A 15,818-nucleotide genomic window follows, 5' to 3' on the forward strand; every position below is an offset into this window, starting at 1 on the left:
GACTGAACCTTCGGCTCGCCTCAACGCTATCACAGGGATATCTGGTCATGGCAGCAGAGAAAGTCGCACTCGTCACTGCAGGCGGCAGCGGCATGGGGGCAGGGGCAGCGCGCCGGCTCGCAGCCGATGGCTTTCGCGTCGCGATCCTGTCGTCCTCCGGCAAGGGCGAGGCGCTCGCAACAGAGCTCGGCGGAATCGGCGTGACCGGCTCGAACAAGTCGAATGAGGATTTGAAGCGCCTCGTCGACGGGGCGCTGGCGAAGTGGGGACGCATCGACGTGCTCGTCAACAGCGCCGGCCATGGCCCGCGCGCGGCGATCACCGAGATTACGGACGAGCAATGGCATCTCGGCCTCGATACGTATTTGCTCAACGTGATCCGTCCGACCCGGCTGGTAACGCCGGTGATGCAGGCACAGAGGGGCGGCGCCATCATCAATATTTCGACCGCCTGGGCGTTCGAGCCGAGTTCTATGTTTCCGACCTCGGCGGTGTTCCGCGCGGGCCTTGCGGCCTTCACAAAAATCTTCACCGACACCCATGCAGCCGAGAACATCCGCATGAACAACGTGCTGCCCGGCTGGATCGACAGCCTGCCGCAGACGGATGCGCGTCGCGACAGCGTGCCGCTGAAGCGCTACGGCAAGGTGGAGGAGATCGCGGCGACGGTCGCGTTCCTCGCCTCCGACGGCGCCGCCTACATCACCGGGCAGAATATCCGCGTCGACGGCGGGCTGACGCGCTCGGTCTAGGGCGCACCAAGTCGAGCGGCCTTCTGGCGTCCTTGTTGTGATGCGACACAGTCCTGCATCGTGCGTCGCCGATGCGCGATGATGCGTGGCCTCTCAGTCACACTCATCATCCGTTCGCACGATGACGTGCGCACACTACGTCACAGTCCCTGCGAACTTCGCCGCAGCCCAAGACGCTGAGCGATGCGCCGCCTATGCCTAGCCCGTGCCGGATACACCCGGTCGATGAATGTGAGACGCGCGTTTCGATCGCGTGGGGCAAGGAGACTGCAATGAGAAGGTTTTTGCTGGCGGCTGCCATCGCGGCGTTGGGCACCGCGTCCGTGCAGGCCGCGGACCTCGCGGCGCACTACGCCAAGGCGCCGATGATGGCGACGGCCTATAGCTGGACCGGCTTTTACGTCGGCGGCAACGTTGGCGGGCAGTGGGGCAGTGCCAATGCCGCCACCACCACCCTGGACCCACCGCTGACGTATTTCGCAACGTCGAGCGTGCCTGTCATTGCGGCGGTCGGCGCGCAGCGCATCAACTCCTCCAGCGTGACCGGAGGCTTCACTGCCGGCTACAATTGGCAGGTCAGCAACGCAGTGTTCGGTCTCGAAGGCGACATCAATTATTTCGGCTTCAAGGGCGGTGCGTCGGGCTCGGCGATTTATCCGTGCTGCGCGCCGACCAGTTTCACCATCAACTCGCAGGTCTCGGCCGACTGGCTCGCCACGATCCGCGGCCGCATCGGCTTCCTCGCAACGCCCAGCTGGCTGATTTATGCCACTGGCGGTGTGGCGATCGCCGACGTGAAGGGCAATTTCAACTTCACCGACACGTTCGCGGCCGCGACCGAATCCGGCGCGATCCGCGACACGCGGGTCGGATGGACCGCGGGTGTCGGCGGCGAATACGCTGTCGGCAACGGCTGGTCGCTGAAGGCCGAATATCTCTATGTCGATCTCGGCCGGGTCGGCATGACCAGCAACAATCTCTTTGCAGGAATTGCGCGTCCGACCCAGACCTTCAACCACTCGTTCGACATCACGTCCAACATCGTGCGTGTCGGCGTGAACTACAAGTTCGGCGGACCTGTTGTCGCCAGATACTGAGCGATATCCCGTTCCGATGTGGCGAAGAAAGCCCCGGCCTGGCCGGAGCTTTCTGTTTTGCTCAGCCGTGCGCGGTCAGCAGCCGGGCCAGCGCCGGCAAAATCTTGTAGCGAGCGATCTCGTGCGGATAGTCGCCACGATTGGCGAGCATCACGATGCCGATCCGTCGTGCGGGCACCAGGCCGATATAGCCGGAGGCGTTGTTGAGACCACCCGGCTTGTCGACGATAGTGACGTCGGGCAGGTGCACGGTCTCCCAGGCCATCGCTTGCCCGAAGGTAGCTTGGCCGAACTTTTGGTCGACGTGGAAGGCTTCGCGCTGTGTCATCCGCAGCGCCTCGCGCAGATGCGGATCGATCGAGCGGCCATCGGCACAGGCTGCGACGAATGTCGCAAGATCGCGCGCGGATGAAAACATCTGGCCGGTGCCGGGGAAGTCGAAATAGCTCTGCTGGTTGCCAACCGGACCGATCGCGCTGCCTTGGTCGGAATAGCCCTGGACAACGCGCCGTCGCGTGGCCTCGTCCATGATCGCGCGGTCATCGGGTCCACGCTCGGGAATGGACGTGGCGTGCATGCCGAGCGGCGCGAGGATACGGCTCTCGACCAGCCTTGAGATCGGTGTGCGATAGCGGCGCTCCAGCACGAGCTGAAGCAGCACGTATCCGGCATGACTGTAGATGCGCTGCTTGCCGGGCGCGACGCCCGCCGGCGGTGTCCAGGCATTGAGCATGGCGACGAATTGCGCCTGCGTGTAGGAGTCGTTCGGCCAGGGCGGGTGATCGGTCGGCAGCAACAGCCCCGAAGTGTGCGTCGCGAGCTGGCCGACGGTGACCTTGCGGATATAGTCACCGTTCAGCGCCGGCAGATATTTCGGCAGGGGATCGTCGAGCCGCAACTCGCCGCGGAGCGTGCCTGATGCCACCAGCGTGGCCTCGAACGGCTTCCGCAAGGAGGCGAGGTTGAACAGCGTGTCCGGCGTCACCGGCCGCCTGGTGGCGTCGTCGGCGAAGCCGTAGCTGAAGAATTCGACATGATTGCCGGCATGGAGCGCGACGGCGAGGCCGCCCGGATGATCCGGCGTTACGGTGGGAGCGAGCTCGGCGGCAACGATATCGCGCATTTGCGCGATCATGTCCGAATCCGCCGAAGCGCGGCGCGACCCGGCCAGCGCAAGCGCAAGCGGAGCAAGCGCGGCGCGGGCGAGGGATCGCCTTGTGATTTGTGGTGGGATGACAACAGGCGGCACGTGCTTCTGACTGATGATGCGGTGCGCCCCCATTCACTGTTTAGCGGGGCGGGGACGGCCTCCCAATTCACGATTGCGCGTTTGGGTTCCTCATCGACGGTCGCAAAAAATAGTTAGCCCAAGAGCTAACAATCATTGACGGCGGGGCGTGGCAGGCCTATAGTTAGCTTCATGGCTAACCAATTGACCCAGCTTGACCAGGTTTTCGCAGCGCTCGCCGATCCCACGCGGCGGGCCATCGTGATGCGGCTCTGCGCCGGCGAGGCTTCGGTCGGCGAGCTCGCCGGGCCCTTCGAGATGGCGCTGCCGAGTTTCATGAAACACATCCACGTGCTCGAGCTGAGCGGGCTCGTGGAGTCCGAGAAATCCGGCCGGGTGCGCACATGTCGTCTCAGTCCCGAGGCGCTCGTCGGCGCGGAAGACTGGTTCCAGCACCAGCGGGCGATCTGGGAGGCGCGGCTCGACCGCTTCGAGGCCTATGTGATGAAGCTCAAGAAGGAGAGGGCGGCCGCAAGGCAGCCGTCCAAGACGACCGAGAAGACAACCAACAAGCCTAGCAAACGGAAAGGTACTGAGTCATGACGAACGCTGCCCTGTCGCAATGGTCGATCGACCGCGAGATCGTGATGTCGCGCGTGATCGACGCGCCGCGTGATCTGGTGTTCGAGGCGTGGTCCGATCCGAAGCATCTGCCACAATGGTTCGGGCCGAAGGGTTTCAAGATCGAGACCTTCGAGATCGACGTGCGCGTCGGCGGCGTCTGGCGTTTCAACATGACCGGTCCCGACGGCACGGTCTATCCGAATCGCATGCGCTTCCTCCGCATCGAGCGGCCGTCCTTCATGGAGATGGATCACGGCGGCGACCAGGACGATGATCCCGGCATGTTCCGCTTCACGATCACCTTCGCCGAGCAGGCCAACGGCAAGACCGTGTTGATGATGCGGCAGCTTGCAGCAAGCACCGAGCAGCGCGACGGCATGATCGGTTTCGGCGCCGTCGAATACGGGTACCAGACGCTGGACAAGCTCGCGGCCTATGTGGGCGGGCTGAAGAAATAAGCTCCCCGCACGATCCCGGGGGCCTCGAAGAGTGCCCCCGGAATCAACTTTGAAACGGGCGGTGAGAACTGTCGCGATCGCGATTATGACAGCGCGCAGGCGAATTATGACAGTGTCGTCACGCAGATTTTTGTCGCGTCGAACGACGGATATATGACAGAATTACTACCGTTGGATGTCGAGATGACTACAGCGGAGTGATTCATGTTGCAGTGGCAGGACCGGTCAAATCCCCTCGCGTGGTGGTGGGGGTCTCTGACGCTTGTCAGTGCGGCGAACATCTTCGTCTGGTTGATGCTGTATCGCGAGTTCTATCCGACCGTGGCCGGCAGTGTCGGCGGCGGCTCGGATATCGGGCTGATGTTCCTGTTGTGCGCGGGCTATGTGTTCGGCTGCGCCTTCCGCTCCGTGCTGCCGCGCGCCGATGTGCAGCGCATCTGCCTGTTCGATACCTGGCTCTCCAGCGTGTTCATCGGCCGCACGGTCGCGACCGTGGCCGAGCTCTGCTTCGCCGCGCAATGGGCGATCATCCTACATCAGCTCGGCAAGATGACCGGCGCGGAGACCGCGGTGAACATCGCGCTGGTGATCGTGCCTGTTATCATCATCGCGGAGTGTTTCTCCTGGTACGCGGTCGTCACCACCAACTTCCTCTTCAACGCGATCGAGAACTCGCTGTGGGCGGTGACCTTCTTCCTCGCCGGCATCGCGCTGTGTCGCTTGATGCCGGAATTCCAGGGCGTGGTGCGCTGGGCGCTGATGTCAGGCATCATCGGCATCGCCTGCTTCCTTGCCTTCCTCGTCACCGTCGACGTGCCGATGTATCTCGGCCGCTGGCGGGCAGGGCATGCGGAGGGCGGCAGGTTCCTCGGCTTCCTCGAGGGCCTGCACGACGTCTCGACGCGATGGGTGGTGACCCACGACATCGGACATTGGAAGGGCGAGCTGACCTGGATGTTCCTGTATTTCAGCGCCGCCGTCTGGTCGAGCCTCGCGCTCTGCGCGCTCTACGCCATGGAAGGGTATCTCACGCGCTATCTGGCCTGAGCTTTTTTGACGCGTTTTCTTGACGCGAACCGGTATCCACTTCGCTTGAAAACGCTTTGTTATTTGCCGACCAGGCTGCACTTGCTGCGGTCGAGCGGGCGGAAGGCCTGGTCGGGCGGGATGGTCGCGACCAGCTTGACGAAGTCCCACGGTCCCTTCGACTCCTCGGGCGTCTTGACCTGCACGAGATAGAGATCGTGCACCATCCGCTGATCCTCGCGGATGTGGCCGTTGGGCGTGTAGGCATCAGACACCGGCGTCGCCTTCATCCTGGCCATCACGGTGGCGCTGTCGTCGGAGTCGGTGTCCTTCACGGCTTGCAGGTAGTGACGCACGGCGGAATAGACGCCGGCCTGGATCTGTGAAGGCATCGCCTTGCGACGCGCATAGAACGCATCCGAGAATTTTCGGGCGGCCGGCGAGACGTCTTCGAAAAACGAGGTGACGATGAGATCGCCGCGCGTGGCCTTGAGGCCAACGGCTTCGATATCGACGTTCTGGAACGACATCGGCACGATCTTCATGCCCTGTTCGGCGAGGCCGAATTCCTCGGCCTGCTTGATCACGGTGGCGTTGTCGCCGGCGACGTTGATCGCCAGGATCTTCGCGCCCGAGGACTGCGCCTGGAGCAGGAAGGACGAGTAATCGGGCGTGCCGAGCTGCGCCTTGACGCTGCCGGCGACCTTGCCGCCGAGCGCTGTGATGCGATCCCGCGCAGTCGTCTCGATCGAATGGCCGAAGGCATAGTCGCCGGTGATGAAGAACCAAGGCTCCTTGCTGGCCTGCATGACGCCGGAGACGACTGCGGTGGCGGTCGAATAGGCGTCCTGGGTCCACTGCACGCTGCTGGGCGCGCAGGCGTCATCGGTGAGCTGGTTGGCGCCGGCGCCGGACACCAGGAATATCTTTCCGTTGCTGCGCACCAGCTCCTGCACCGCAAGTGCCGCGCCGGAGCTGCCGCCATCCGCGATCGCCTGCACGCCGTCGCTGAACCATTTTCGGGCGAGCGAGGCGGCGAGGTCCGGCTTGTTCTGGTGATCGGCCTGCAGGATCTCGATCTGCTTGCCGTTGACCTTGCCGCCGAACTCCTCCGCCGCCATCCGCGCCGCCTCGACTGAGCCCGGGCCCATCGCGGTTGCAAAAATGCCGTTCATGTCGGTGAGGACGCCGATGCGGATGGCGTCGCCCTTGATCTCGGCGCGCGCAGAGCCAGCGAGCGCCAGCGTGACCAGCAGGATGGCAGATGTCGTGCGGAGGGTGGGCATGGCGCGTTTCCTTACTTTTCGTTGATCGGTTGGCTCTGACGGGTCAGGCCGCCTCGGCGATGACCTTGTTTCGGAGCGTTCCGATGCCGGAGATTTCGACCTCGACGGTATCGCCGGGGCGCATCCACAAGGGTGGCGTGCGCTTGGCGCCGACGCCGCCCGGCGTGCCCGTGACGATGACGTCGCCGGGAACGAGCGGGCAGATCGTTGAGATGTAGGCGATGAGTTCGGGGATGCCTGTGATCAGCAGATCGGTGGTGGTGTCCTGCACGACGGTGCCGTTGAGGCGCGTCTGCAGGGTCAGCTTCGACGGATCAGGGATCTCGTCTGCGGTCACCAGCCACGGACCGAAGCTGCCGCTCTCGGCAAACGTCTTACCGGAGAGGAACTGGCTGGTGTGGCGTTGCCAGTCGCGGATGCTGCCCTCGTTGTAGCAGGCATAGCCGGCGATATGGTCGAGCGCGCGGCTGGCTCGAATGTGGCGGCCCTGCTTGCCGATGACCAGAGCGAGCTCGCCCTCATAGTCGAAATCGTCGCTCACCATGGGCTTCACGATCGGCTGGAGATGGCCGACCTGGCTGCAGGGAAAACGGACAAACAGGGCCGGCTTCTCGGTGACGGTGCGGCCGGTCTCGGCGACGTGGTCACGGTAGTTGAGGCCGACGCAGATGATCTTGCCGGGATCGGGGATCACAGGCGCGAAGCTGATGCTGTCGAGCGGATGATCGGGCGCCGTGGATGCGACCAGCCTTGTCGCCTCGGCCCCGCGACCCGTTTCGAGCAACTGCCGCAGCGTGGTGCAGGGCGCCATGCGCGTGCCGAGATCGACGACGCCATTGTCCTTGACGGCCCCGAAGGAGGCGCGGCCGTCGGCGATAAAAGAGAGCAGCTTCATGAGATTTCCTTGGACGATGGTCGGTCAGGCCGCGGACGGCACGTGGGTGGGAGGCGCAATGACGGCGATGAGCCGGTCGAGCTCGGCATCGTTACGGGCGATGCCGCGGATGTAGCGGTCGGGGCGGATGAGCGCGGCGGTCAGGCCGTGCTCGCGCAGCCACGGTCCGACGCCGTCGGCATCGTCGCTGGTCAGGATACTGATGCCCGTTTGCGAGAGAGCGGGGTGGACCGCGTTCTCGACGAGCAGCACATGGCTGTAGCCGATCCGGTCGTCGCCCCGGCTGCCGTCCTTCAGCATGAATTGCGGAGCAAGATGTCCCGCGAGGGTCGGGTCGCCGAGCACCAGCCCGGAGCCGAGCAGGGGCTTCTTCACCTCGAGCTTGACCGGCGCGTTCTCGCGCGCTTCTCCGGTCGCGAGACCCGCCTCGATCGCCTTGGTGTTGATGAGGCCGCCGAGACGAATGGCGAGCTCGATGAATTCTCGAACATGCGGCTGTCGCTCGCTCTGATAGGTATCGAGCAGATCGGGCGCGGCGCCGTCGCGGATGACGCTCGCGAGCTTCCAGGCAAGGTTGGCGGCATCACGGATGCCGGCGCACATGCCCTGGCCGAGGAAAGGCGGGGTCTGATGCGCGGAATCGCCCGCGAGCAGCAGCCGGCGGCTCCGCCATTGCTGCGCGATGACGGAATGAAAGGTATAGACTGCCGCGCGCTCGAGTTCGGCATCCTCAGGCGTGATCCAGCGCGACAGCAGCTCCCAGACTCTGGCCGGCTGCGCGATGTCGTTCGAATCCTCGTCGGGGAGGATCGTGATCTCCCAGCGCCGTCGCGTGCCGGTGCCGCGCACATAGGTGGCCGGCCGCCTGACATCGCAATGCTGGAGGCTGTAGTCGCCGAGATCGTCGCGCGCGCGCTTGAGCAGCACGTCGACCACCAGCCAGCGCTCGTGGAAGCCGAGATCGTCCATGCCGGAACCGATGAAGCGGCGAACGATGGACCGCGCGCCGTCGCAACCGATCACATAGCCGGCGCGGACTTCGGTGAGTTTGCCGTTGGAGAGGTCTTCGTAGCGGACGCGCACGCCGCTCTCGTCCTGATCGAGCGCGAACACGTCGCAGCGGTTGCGCAAGGTGACGTGCGGCCAGCGCGCGAGGCCGCCGATCAGCACGTCTTCCAGGTTGGGCTGGTGGAAGCGGTAGCTGAGATTCCAGCCCATTGGCGTCAGCGTCAGCGGCCGCGACCAGTCCAGCAGCATCTTGCCGTCGGCGTCGAGGAACAGCATGCCGGGGCTGAGGATGACGTGCGGCAGGATCGCCTCGGCAAGGCCGATGGTCTGGAACACGCGCATGCATTCGTCGTCGAAATGCAGAGCGCGCGGCAAATGATAGGTCCGCGCCTCACGCTCCAGCACCAGCGTCCGTACGCCGCACAGGCCGAGCAGATTGGCAAGCGTCGCGCCGACCGGGCCGCGGCCGACGATCACGACGTCGAAATCTTCGGGGACGGATTGATCTTGCATGGGGCTATCTCTTCCCCATCAGGTGCCACCGCTTCAACGGCGCTGCGCCAAGTGTCCACCCAGCGGACGGCCCTACACCTCGACTGGAATGGCCGCGGCCGTCTCCTGAAGCTGGCTGACGAACTGCGCCATCGCTTCCTCGATCCCGAGCGCCGAGCGAATCCAGATGATGGAGATGCAGCCGTAGACGGCACCGTTGCGGACGATCGGCACGGCAATCGATGCCGTCTTGGGATTGTATTCGCCCTCGCTGCGGGTCGCGTAACCCCGCGCAGCGGTCTCGGCGATCATGCGGTCGAGGCGGCCCTGGTCGAGAAAGGGGCGGTCGTCGGCCTCATCGATGCGGCGCAGATGACTGACGATGAGATCGCGCTCGCGCGCGGGACAGGCGGCGAGATAGGCGCGGCCCGCGGACGTCCGCAGCATCGGCAAGCGCTTGCCGATCATGCCGCGGTCGATCGAGAGCGGGCTGCGTGAATGCGTGGTCTCCTGCACCACCATCGCGGCGTTCTCGTAAGTGGAGAGATCGACAGGCCAGACCAGGGCTTTGCTCAGCTCGGCGAGATAAGGCGCGGCCGCCTGGCAGATCACCACGCCGGGGTCGTAACCATCGCCAAGGCTGAGTGCGAGCCGGGTGACGCGAAAACGGTCGTCGCTGGCGCTGCGGGCGACATAGCCGAGTTCCTCCAGCGTTTCGAGCAGGCGGTAGACGGTCGGGCGGGGCAAGTCGAGCGCGCGGGCGACGTCGCCGGCGCGGATGCCGCCGGAGCGGTTGATCTCCTGCAGCACGTCCAGCCCGCGCTTGAAGGCGCGGACGCCCTCGGACTGCCGCGGCTGGCCGCTCCGCGTCCGCTCCTTGGACACTTCGTATTTCCTCCCTTGTGGTCGCCAGTCTCGCGTTTATCGTCCTTACGAACGCAAAGCGACCACCGGGCGCCACCGTAGGAGCGCGCGCGGCAGGTATCAAGTTCGCCGCACTGCGGCGAATGCGATGCTCTCGGGAGAACGTCAAATGGAAATCACCGCGCTCGGCTATATCGGGATCAACTCGTCGCAGCTCGACCAATGGGGGCAGATGGCGACCGGCCTGCTCGGCATGCAGCAGGTCGATCGCGGTGGCAAGATGCGCGCGTTTCGCATGGACGATCGCAAGCAGCGCCTGATCGTCGACGGCAGCAGCGATGCCGGCCTTGCAGTGATGGGATGGGAAGTTCCCTCGACCGTTGAGCTAGACCAGCTTGCAGCGCGGCTGGAGAGCCACGGTGTCAAGGTCACACGTGGCTCCCGCACGTTGGCTGACGAGCGGCATGTCGGCGAGCTGATCGCGTTCGCCGATCCCGCCGGAAACCGGCTGGAGGCCTTTTGCAAGCCGGAGATTGCGAGCGAGCCCTTCAAGCCGAGCCGCCCGATCTCGGGCTTTCGCACCGGCGCACTGGGCATGGGGCATGTCGTGCTCAATGTCGAGGATGTCGAGCCGCTGGTGCCGTTCTATCGCGATGTGCTCGGCTTTCACGTCTCCGATTTCGGGCTGAAGCCTTACGGACTCTATTTCTTCCACGTCAACGGCCGCCACCACTCCTTCGCGATGGTCGGTTCGGGGCGCAAGGCGCTGCATCATTTCATGGTCGAGCTCGGCAGCCTCGACGATGTCGGGCAGGGCTACGATCTCGCGCAGCTCGAAGATGGCCGCGTCGTCTACACGCTGGGCCGGCACACCAACGATCACATGACCTCGTTCTATGTGAACACGCCGTCCGGCTTCTTCATCGAATACGGCTGGGGCGGACGCATCATCGATCCCGAGACGTGGCAGCCGCACGAGACCTTTGACGGTCCGTCGCTGTGGGGCCACGAGCGGCTCTACATGCCGGACGAGCAGCGCAAGCGCCTGCGCGACATGCGGCTTGATGCAGCGGCGCGCGGAGTCCGCGTTCCCGATCCGCGCGTGCCTGCGCTGAACTGTGCGTGGCTGGATCAGGTGGTCGCGCGAGAATGAGCGGCGGCCCAGGCGATCAGGCATCGCCGAGATCGAGCTGCGTCAAGATTCCCTGGCGCAGCGCCAACCGGACCAGCTCGATGTCGGAGCCGACGCCGAGCTTGTCCTTGATCAGCGAGTGCAAATTCGCCACCGTCTTCGGGCTGACATGCAGCGTCTCGGCGATCTCTTCCGTCGTGTTCTCGGCGAGCAGCAGGCGCATCACCTCGAATTCGCGCGGCGTGAGCACGTCGGCGGCCGAGCTTTCGCCGCTGATCCGGCTCAGCGCCAGCTCGTGGTCGATGTCGGGGCTGATGGCGATCTTGCCGGCGAGCACGTCCATCACCGCGCGCACCAGCGTTTCGGGCGGGCTGGTCTTGGTGACGTAGCCTCTCGCGCCGGCGCGGATCGCCTGCACGGCGAAGCCGGCATTCTCGTGCATGGTGAAGACGAGGATCTTTGCGGCCTTGTCCCATTGCCTGATCCGCCTGACAGCCTCGACGCCGCCGATGCCGGGCATGCTGAGATCCATGATGACGAGATCGGGTGTCTCCGACTTGAACAGGCGATAGGCCTCCGCGCCGTCGCCGGCTTCGGCGACAACGCGCAAGCCCGGTTGCTTCTCGAGCACGGAGCGATACCCTTCGCGAACGACCGAATGGTCGTCGACCAGCAGGATCGTTGCGGTCATGCCGCGTGCTCCAGCGCCTGCGGACCTGCGGACGCGAGCGGAATGACGACGCGCAGCGCGGAGCCGCCGGTGGCGCCGGCCTCAAAGCTCAGTCGGCCGCGCAGCGCCGCAACGCGCTCGCGCATGCCGAGCAGGCCCATGCCGGATTTCGACGCGGGGTCGGTCGAGCGGCCGTCATCGTCGATGGCGAGCGTGATCTCGTCGGCTTGCATCGACAGTTCGAGGCTGACCTTGGTGGCGCCGGCGTGCTTGGCGGCGTTGGTCAGCGCTTCCTGCACGATACGGTAGAGATTGGCGCTGATCGTGGCCGGCAGGGTCTCGAACGTGCCGTCGAAGCGGATCGCAAAGCGCGTCTCGCCGCGGCTGCGTCCGTTCCAGCCGGCAACGAGACCCTCGAGGCTGGCGACGAGCCCGAGCTCCTCGACATCGGGCGGACGCAGGCGGAACAGCTGCCCGCGCAAGGTCTCCATCATGCCTGACGCAGTTCGCGCGATGCCGTCGCACTCGCCGAGCAAGGCGGGGCAATCCTGCGCGGCGGTCTGGCGGGCGGAGGAGGCGAGCGCGCGGATCGCAGCCAGCGATTGGCCGAATTCGTCATGCAGCTCCCGGGCGAGATGCCGGCGTTCCTCGTCCTGGAGGGCGATCAGTTTCCGGGTCAGCTCGGCGCGTTCGGCCAGCGCCGTGTCGAGGCTTTCAGCGAGATGATTGAAGACGTCGCGGACTGCGGAGAGCTCGGCGAGATCGAACGGCGGCAGCCGCGTGGTGAGGTCGTTGGCCGCGATCCGCTCGAGGCCGGCGCGGATCATGCGGGTAGGGCTCAGGGCGCGGGCCAGCGCCGCGTAGACCAGCACGCATAACAGCGGCAGTGCAATCGCGAGCGCCAGCATCAGGCGGCCGGCCTCGTGCCAGGCCTCCGCCGTCTGCACGGCTGGATCGACCGAGACCACTGCGTCGCCGAGCTTCGTTCCGCGCAGGATCACGGGCCGCGCCGCCTCGCGGCCGGGGTCGAATAGGCTGTGATAGAACGCCGTGAAGATCTGCGGCGGCGGATCCTCGGGGATCGGCGCGCCGCTACAGAAGCGCTGGAGCATTTCGCCGCTGGTGCCACGGAAGGCAAGGCACAAGCCGGGCGTCATGACATAGGCCGAGACGGGATCGAGGTTGGGGAAGTCCGAGCGCGGGTTCGCTGCCCACAGCACCTTGCCCTGTTGCAGCTCCAGCGTCTTCGCGACGATGGCGGCGATGCCGTCGATGCGGGCATGAGCGGTGCGATCGGCCGTGATCAGGAAATAGGCCGATATCGCGGCGAAACAGGCGGCCGATATGGCGGCCACGCGCAAGGTCAGGCGGACCTTGAGATCGAATCTCGGGCGGTTCCACATCGGCGGGCACCTGGCGCGAACGGAATTGTCGCCTCCGCATTAAACGGCAGAAACGTTGGCCGCGCAAAGCGGCACCCTTACCGCGGTGCAACGCCGTGAAATTTTCCCGGAACTGGTCGGGACGGCCACGGCTGCAGTGCGTGAAAAGCCCGCCTAGCTTGCGGCCTTTCCATCCTGCGAGGCCCGCGATGCGCCATATCCTGTCGTTGCTGTCTTTCCTTGTTCTGTTCGTTGTCGGGCTGGATGGCCGGGCCGTCGCCGCGGAGGCTACGATCGCGCTCGACGATTTCAGCTACACCGATACCTCGGCCGAGCCTGTCGACCAGAGCGCCGCCCACGAGCGGCGGCTCCAGGCGTTCATGGTCGCGCTCCGGCGCGACATCGCCGCCGACCCGCGCTACCGGCTGGCACCGTCGGCGCAGGAGGGGGCGGCGTTCAAGGTGATCGGCGGCATCCAGAAGACGAGCACCCTGGTGCAATGGGCCAAGGTCGCGGTAATCGACGTCGGCGCCAGGAAGGTCGTCATGGACAAGCTCTACACCTTCCGCGGCGACAACGACGAGTCCTGGGAGCGTGCCGAGATCTTCGTATCCCGCGAGGTCATGGCCGCGCTCGCCACACCCGCGCCGATCGCGCTGGCCGTGTTCGATTTCGAGCTCGAAGATACGACCGCCGCCTCCGCAGGGGCGTCCGCCGCGTCGGATGCGTCGTACCTCGCAGAAGTCACCGCCAGCGTGCGCGAGGCTCTGGGGCAATCCGGCCGCTACCGGATCGTCGAGGTTGGCGGCGAGGCGGCAAAGGTGCGGGCCTTGCACGACTGCGATGGCTGCGAAGCGGCGATCGCGCAAAGAATCGGCGCGGACCAGTCGCTGATCGGTGTGGTGCGGCGGGTCAGCCGCACGGAATACACGCTCGGCTTCCAGGTCCGCGATGCCAAGACCGGCGCGGTGCTGGCGCGTGGCGACAGCGGCCTGCGTATGGGCGCGGACTATTCGTGGAAGCGCGGCGCCGTTCGCCTTGTGAGCGAACGGCTGGTCGAGAACCACTAGATCAGAACGTCAGCTGCACCTTCATCGACTGCGAGCGGTCGCTGGCGAGCTCGAACGCGGCGACCGCGTTCTCGAACGGCATGGTCGCGGTGATCAGCGGCTTGACGTCGATCAGGCCTTCGCCCATCAGCCGCACCGCCAGCTCGAACTCGGGATCGAAGCGGAAGGTGCCGCGGAGCTGCAATTCCTTGGCGACGATGGAATTGATCGGCAGCGTCATCTCGCCGCCGAGGCCGAGCTGCACCAGCGTGGCGCCCGGCCTGAGCACGTCGAGCGCGGCGCGCAGTGCAGCCTGGTTGCCGGAGGCTTCGAACAGCGTATCGAACACGCCCTTGCCGGCGCGCCAGGGATCGAGCGCGGTGGCGTTGGTCGCGACATTGATCGCATTCGTGGCACCGAGCTTTTTGGCGACCCCGAGTGGCGCATCAGCCACGTCGGTCACCACGATCTCGGACGCGCCGCCGAAGCGCGAGACCAGAATCATCAGCGCGCCGATCGGGCCGCAACCGGTGATCAGCACACGCTTGCCGAGGAGGGGGCCGGCCTGCTTGCCGGCATGCAGGCACACCGCGAGCGGTTCGGCCACGGCAGCTTCTGCCAGCGACAGCTTGTCGGAAATCGGCACCGCCTGCGTGGCATCGACCGTGATGAACTCGCGAAATCCGCCCTGTACGTGAGGAAAGCGCATCGCGCTGCCGAGGAAGCGCATGTCGAGGCACTGGTTGCGCATGCCTTCCTGGCAATGCAGGCACTGGCCGCAGGGCTTGCTTGGGTTGACCGCCACGCGTGTGCCTGATTTCACGCTGGTCACGCCGTCGCCGACGGCTGCGACCACGCCCGCGATCTCATGCCCGAGCGCCATCGGTTGCTGGATGCGAACGACGCCGAAGCCGCCATGGTGGTAATAGTGCAGGTCGGAGCCGCAGATGCCGCCATTGGCGATCTTGACACGGACCTCGCCGGGGCCGGGCTCCGTGTCAGGGTAGCTGTCGATCCGCAGGTCCTTCGGGGCGTGAATGACGACGGCGCGCATGGTCTCGTTCCTTGTTTTCGCGATTACATCGCGGCGATCATGCCGCCATCGACATAGATGATCTGGCCGTTGACGTAAGTGGAGGCATCGGACGCGAGGAAGATCGCGGCGCCCACCAGCTCGTCGGGCTTGCCCCAGCGCTTGGAGGGGATGCGGCCCATCAGCCAGGTGTTGAAGTCGGTGTTGTTGACCAACGCCTCGTTCATGTCGGTGAGCATGTAGCCGGGGCCGATCGCATTGGCCTGGATGCCGTGCTGGGCCCATTCCACCGCCATAGAGCGGGTCAAATTCTTGATGCCGCCCTTCGCGGCGGTATAGGGCGCAATGGTCGGGCGCGCCAACTCGCTGCCGAGCGAGCCGATGTTGATGATCTTGCCGTGCTTGCGCGGGATCATGCGCTTGGCGGCCTCGCGGCCGATCACGAAGGCGCTGGTGAGGTTGGTCTCGATCACCTTGCGCCATTCGTCGGTGGTGAACTCCACCAGCGGCTTGCGGTGCTGGATGCCGGCATTGTTGACGACGATGTCGACCGCAATTCCCTTTCTGTCGAAATCGTTGAAAGCCGCAACGATCGCGGGCTCGTCGGTGACGTTGAACGCGGCGCCCTCGGCCTGGTGGCCGGCGGCACGAAATTCGGCGACGGCCTGCTCGACGCGCTTGGGATCGACGCCGTTGACGATGATCCTTGCGCCGGCCCTGGCCATGCCTTCGGCAATCGCCCGACCGAGGCCCCGAGAGGAGCCGGTCACGAGCGCGGTGCGGCCGGAAAGATCGAAGAGGGCGGTGCTCATCTCAAAAAAT

General features: G+C 65.3%; 16 protein-coding genes. 7 read left to right on the forward strand and 9 right to left on the reverse strand.

What is annotated here, in order from left to right; translation table 11 throughout:
- Positions 1–47: 47 nt before the first annotated feature.
- Positions 48–752 carry an SDR family oxidoreductase gene (locus JQ631_RS07045; RefSeq protein WP_212325021.1) on the forward strand — a complete coding sequence of 235 codons (705 nt, stop codon included), beginning with the start codon at positions 48–50 and terminating at the stop codon, positions 750–752.
- Positions 753–1,024: 272 nt separating this feature from the next.
- Entirely contained in the window at positions 1,025–1,849 is an 825-nt protein-coding gene (locus tag JQ631_RS07050; RefSeq protein WP_212325022.1) for an outer membrane protein, read from the forward strand.
- A gap of 61 nt (positions 1,850–1,910) precedes the next feature.
- Here JQ631_RS07050 and JQ631_RS07055 read toward each other — a convergent pair whose 3' ends face one another.
- Positions 1,911–2,984, reverse strand: a complete 1,074-nt coding sequence (locus tag JQ631_RS07055) for a serine hydrolase (RefSeq protein ID WP_212325024.1) — start codon at positions 2,982–2,984, stop codon at positions 1,911–1,913.
- Between the two features lie 285 nt (positions 2,985–3,269).
- On the opposite strand from JQ631_RS07055, the gene JQ631_RS07060 reads away from it, so the two are divergent.
- The 3 genes from JQ631_RS07060 to JQ631_RS07070 all read left to right on the forward strand — a co-directional run bounded on the left by JQ631_RS07060 (position 3,270) and on the right by JQ631_RS07070 (position 5,206).
- Positions 3,270–3,680: an ArsR/SmtB family transcription factor gene (locus tag JQ631_RS07060; protein WP_212325026.1), complete on the forward strand. Its 411-nt coding sequence runs from the start codon at positions 3,270–3,272 to the stop codon at positions 3,678–3,680.
- On the forward strand, positions 3,677–4,159 hold the full coding sequence (locus JQ631_RS07065; protein WP_212325028.1) for an SRPBCC family protein: 483 nt from the start codon (positions 3,677–3,679) through the stop codon (positions 4,157–4,159). Before JQ631_RS07060 ends, JQ631_RS07065 begins: the two co-directional genes overlap by 4 nt.
- A gap of 204 nt (positions 4,160–4,363) precedes the next feature.
- Entirely contained in the window at positions 4,364–5,206 is an 843-nt protein-coding gene (locus JQ631_RS07070; RefSeq protein ID WP_212325030.1) for a hypothetical protein, read from the forward strand.
- A 59-nt stretch (positions 5,207–5,265) separates the two neighbouring features.
- On the opposite strand, the gene JQ631_RS07075 is transcribed toward JQ631_RS07070, so the two are convergent.
- From JQ631_RS07075 to JQ631_RS07090, 4 genes are all read right to left on the reverse strand, one after another.
- The gene (locus tag JQ631_RS07075) at positions 5,266–6,471 is read right to left on the reverse strand and encodes an ABC transporter substrate-binding protein (protein ID WP_212325032.1); all 1,206 of its coding nucleotides are present in this window, start codon (positions 6,469–6,471) and stop codon (positions 5,266–5,268) included.
- Between the two features lie 43 nt (positions 6,472–6,514).
- Positions 6,515–7,366: a fumarylacetoacetate hydrolase family protein gene (locus JQ631_RS07080; protein WP_212325033.1), complete on the reverse strand. Its 852-nt coding sequence runs from the start codon at positions 7,364–7,366 to the stop codon at positions 6,515–6,517.
- A 24-nt stretch (positions 7,367–7,390) separates the two neighbouring features.
- Entirely contained in the window at positions 7,391–8,887 is a 1,497-nt protein-coding gene (gene mhpA, locus JQ631_RS07085; protein ID WP_212325034.1) for a bifunctional 3-(3-hydroxy-phenyl)propionate/3-hydroxycinnamic acid hydroxylase MhpA, read from the reverse strand.
- A 72-nt stretch (positions 8,888–8,959) separates the two neighbouring features.
- Positions 8,960–9,751 (reverse strand): DNA-binding transcriptional regulator, encoded by a 792-nt coding sequence (locus JQ631_RS07090; protein WP_212325035.1) that lies wholly within the window; start codon positions 9,749–9,751, stop codon positions 8,960–8,962.
- Between the two features lie 148 nt (positions 9,752–9,899).
- Between JQ631_RS07090 and JQ631_RS07095 the strand changes: the two genes are divergently transcribed.
- A complete protein-coding gene (locus tag JQ631_RS07095; RefSeq protein ID WP_212325036.1) occupies positions 9,900–10,883 on the forward strand; it encodes a VOC family protein in 984 nt (327 codons plus the stop codon).
- A gap of 16 nt (positions 10,884–10,899) precedes the next feature.
- Here the strand turns inward: JQ631_RS07095 and JQ631_RS07100 are convergent, their stop codons facing one another.
- Together JQ631_RS07100 and JQ631_RS07105 are read right to left on the reverse strand one after the other, a co-directional pair.
- Complete coding sequence (locus JQ631_RS07100; protein WP_212325037.1) at positions 10,900–11,553, reverse strand: response regulator; 654 nt, start codon at positions 11,551–11,553, stop codon at positions 10,900–10,902.
- Positions 11,550–12,935, reverse strand: a complete 1,386-nt coding sequence (locus JQ631_RS07105; RefSeq protein WP_212325038.1) for a HAMP domain-containing sensor histidine kinase — start codon at positions 12,933–12,935, stop codon at positions 11,550–11,552. The genes JQ631_RS07100 and JQ631_RS07105 overlap by 4 nt, the downstream gene beginning before the upstream one ends.
- 188 nt (positions 12,936–13,123) lie before the next feature.
- On the opposite strand from JQ631_RS07105, the gene JQ631_RS07110 reads away from it, so the two are divergent.
- Positions 13,124–13,984 carry a DUF3280 domain-containing protein gene (locus tag JQ631_RS07110; RefSeq protein WP_212325039.1) on the forward strand — a complete coding sequence of 287 codons (861 nt, stop codon included), beginning with the start codon at positions 13,124–13,126 and terminating at the stop codon, positions 13,982–13,984.
- A 1-nt stretch (position 13,985) separates the two neighbouring features.
- Here the strand turns inward: JQ631_RS07110 and JQ631_RS07115 are convergent, their stop codons facing one another.
- Together JQ631_RS07115 and JQ631_RS07120 are read right to left on the reverse strand one after the other, a co-directional pair.
- Positions 13,986–15,017, reverse strand: a complete 1,032-nt coding sequence (locus tag JQ631_RS07115) for an L-idonate 5-dehydrogenase (RefSeq protein ID WP_212325040.1) — start codon at positions 15,015–15,017, stop codon at positions 13,986–13,988.
- Between the two features lie 23 nt (positions 15,018–15,040).
- Entirely contained in the window at positions 15,041–15,808 is a 768-nt protein-coding gene (locus tag JQ631_RS07120) for an SDR family oxidoreductase (protein WP_212325041.1), read from the reverse strand.
- Between the last annotated feature and the right edge of the window lie 10 nt (positions 15,809–15,818).

The organism is Bradyrhizobium manausense (genome assembly GCF_018131105.1).
GTDB classification, from domain to species: Bacteria; Pseudomonadota; Alphaproteobacteria; order Rhizobiales; family Xanthobacteraceae; genus Bradyrhizobium; species Bradyrhizobium manausense_B.

Excerpts from the sequence above, each read along its gene's own strand:
- JQ631_RS07050 (WP_212325022.1), top strand. The coding sequence starts at position 1,025 with ATGAGAAGGTTTTTGCTGGCGGCTGCCATCGCGGCGTTGGGCACCGCG.
- JQ631_RS07095 (WP_212325036.1), top strand. The coding sequence starts at position 9,900 with ATGGAAATCACCGCGCTCGGCTATATCGGGATCAACTCGTCGCAGCTC.
- JQ631_RS07080 (WP_212325033.1), bottom strand. The coding sequence starts at position 7,366 with ATGAAGCTGCTCTCTTTTATCGCCGACGGCCGCGCCTCCTTCGGGGCC.
- JQ631_RS07070 (WP_212325030.1), top strand. The coding sequence starts at position 4,364 with ATGTTGCAGTGGCAGGACCGGTCAAATCCCCTCGCGTGGTGGTGGGGG.
- JQ631_RS07060 (WP_212325026.1), top strand. The coding sequence starts at position 3,270 with ATGGCTAACCAATTGACCCAGCTTGACCAGGTTTTCGCAGCGCTCGCC.
- JQ631_RS07045 (WP_212325021.1), top strand. The coding sequence starts at position 48 with ATGGCAGCAGAGAAAGTCGCACTCGTCACTGCAGGCGGCAGCGGCATG.
- JQ631_RS07105 (WP_212325038.1), bottom strand. The coding sequence starts at position 12,935 with ATGTGGAACCGCCCGAGATTCGATCTCAAGGTCCGCCTGACCTTGCGC.
- JQ631_RS07065 (WP_212325028.1), top strand. The coding sequence starts at position 3,677 with ATGACGAACGCTGCCCTGTCGCAATGGTCGATCGACCGCGAGATCGTG.
- JQ631_RS07100 (WP_212325037.1), bottom strand. The coding sequence starts at position 11,553 with ATGACCGCAACGATCCTGCTGGTCGACGACCATTCGGTCGTTCGCGAA.
- JQ631_RS07110 (WP_212325039.1), top strand. The coding sequence starts at position 13,124 with ATGCGCCATATCCTGTCGTTGCTGTCTTTCCTTGTTCTGTTCGTTGTC.
- JQ631_RS07115 (WP_212325040.1), bottom strand. The coding sequence starts at position 15,017 with ATGCGCGCCGTCGTCATTCACGCCCCGAAGGACCTGCGGATCGACAGC.
- JQ631_RS07075 (WP_212325032.1), bottom strand. The coding sequence starts at position 6,471 with ATGCCCACCCTCCGCACGACATCTGCCATCCTGCTGGTCACGCTGGCG.
- JQ631_RS07120 (WP_212325041.1), bottom strand. The coding sequence starts at position 15,808 with ATGAGCACCGCCCTCTTCGATCTTTCCGGCCGCACCGCGCTCGTGACC.
- mhpA (WP_212325034.1), bottom strand. The coding sequence starts at position 8,887 with ATGCAAGATCAATCCGTCCCCGAAGATTTCGACGTCGTGATCGTCGGC.
- JQ631_RS07055 (WP_212325024.1), bottom strand. The coding sequence starts at position 2,984 with ATGATCGCGCAAATGCGCGATATCGTTGCCGCCGAGCTCGCTCCCACC.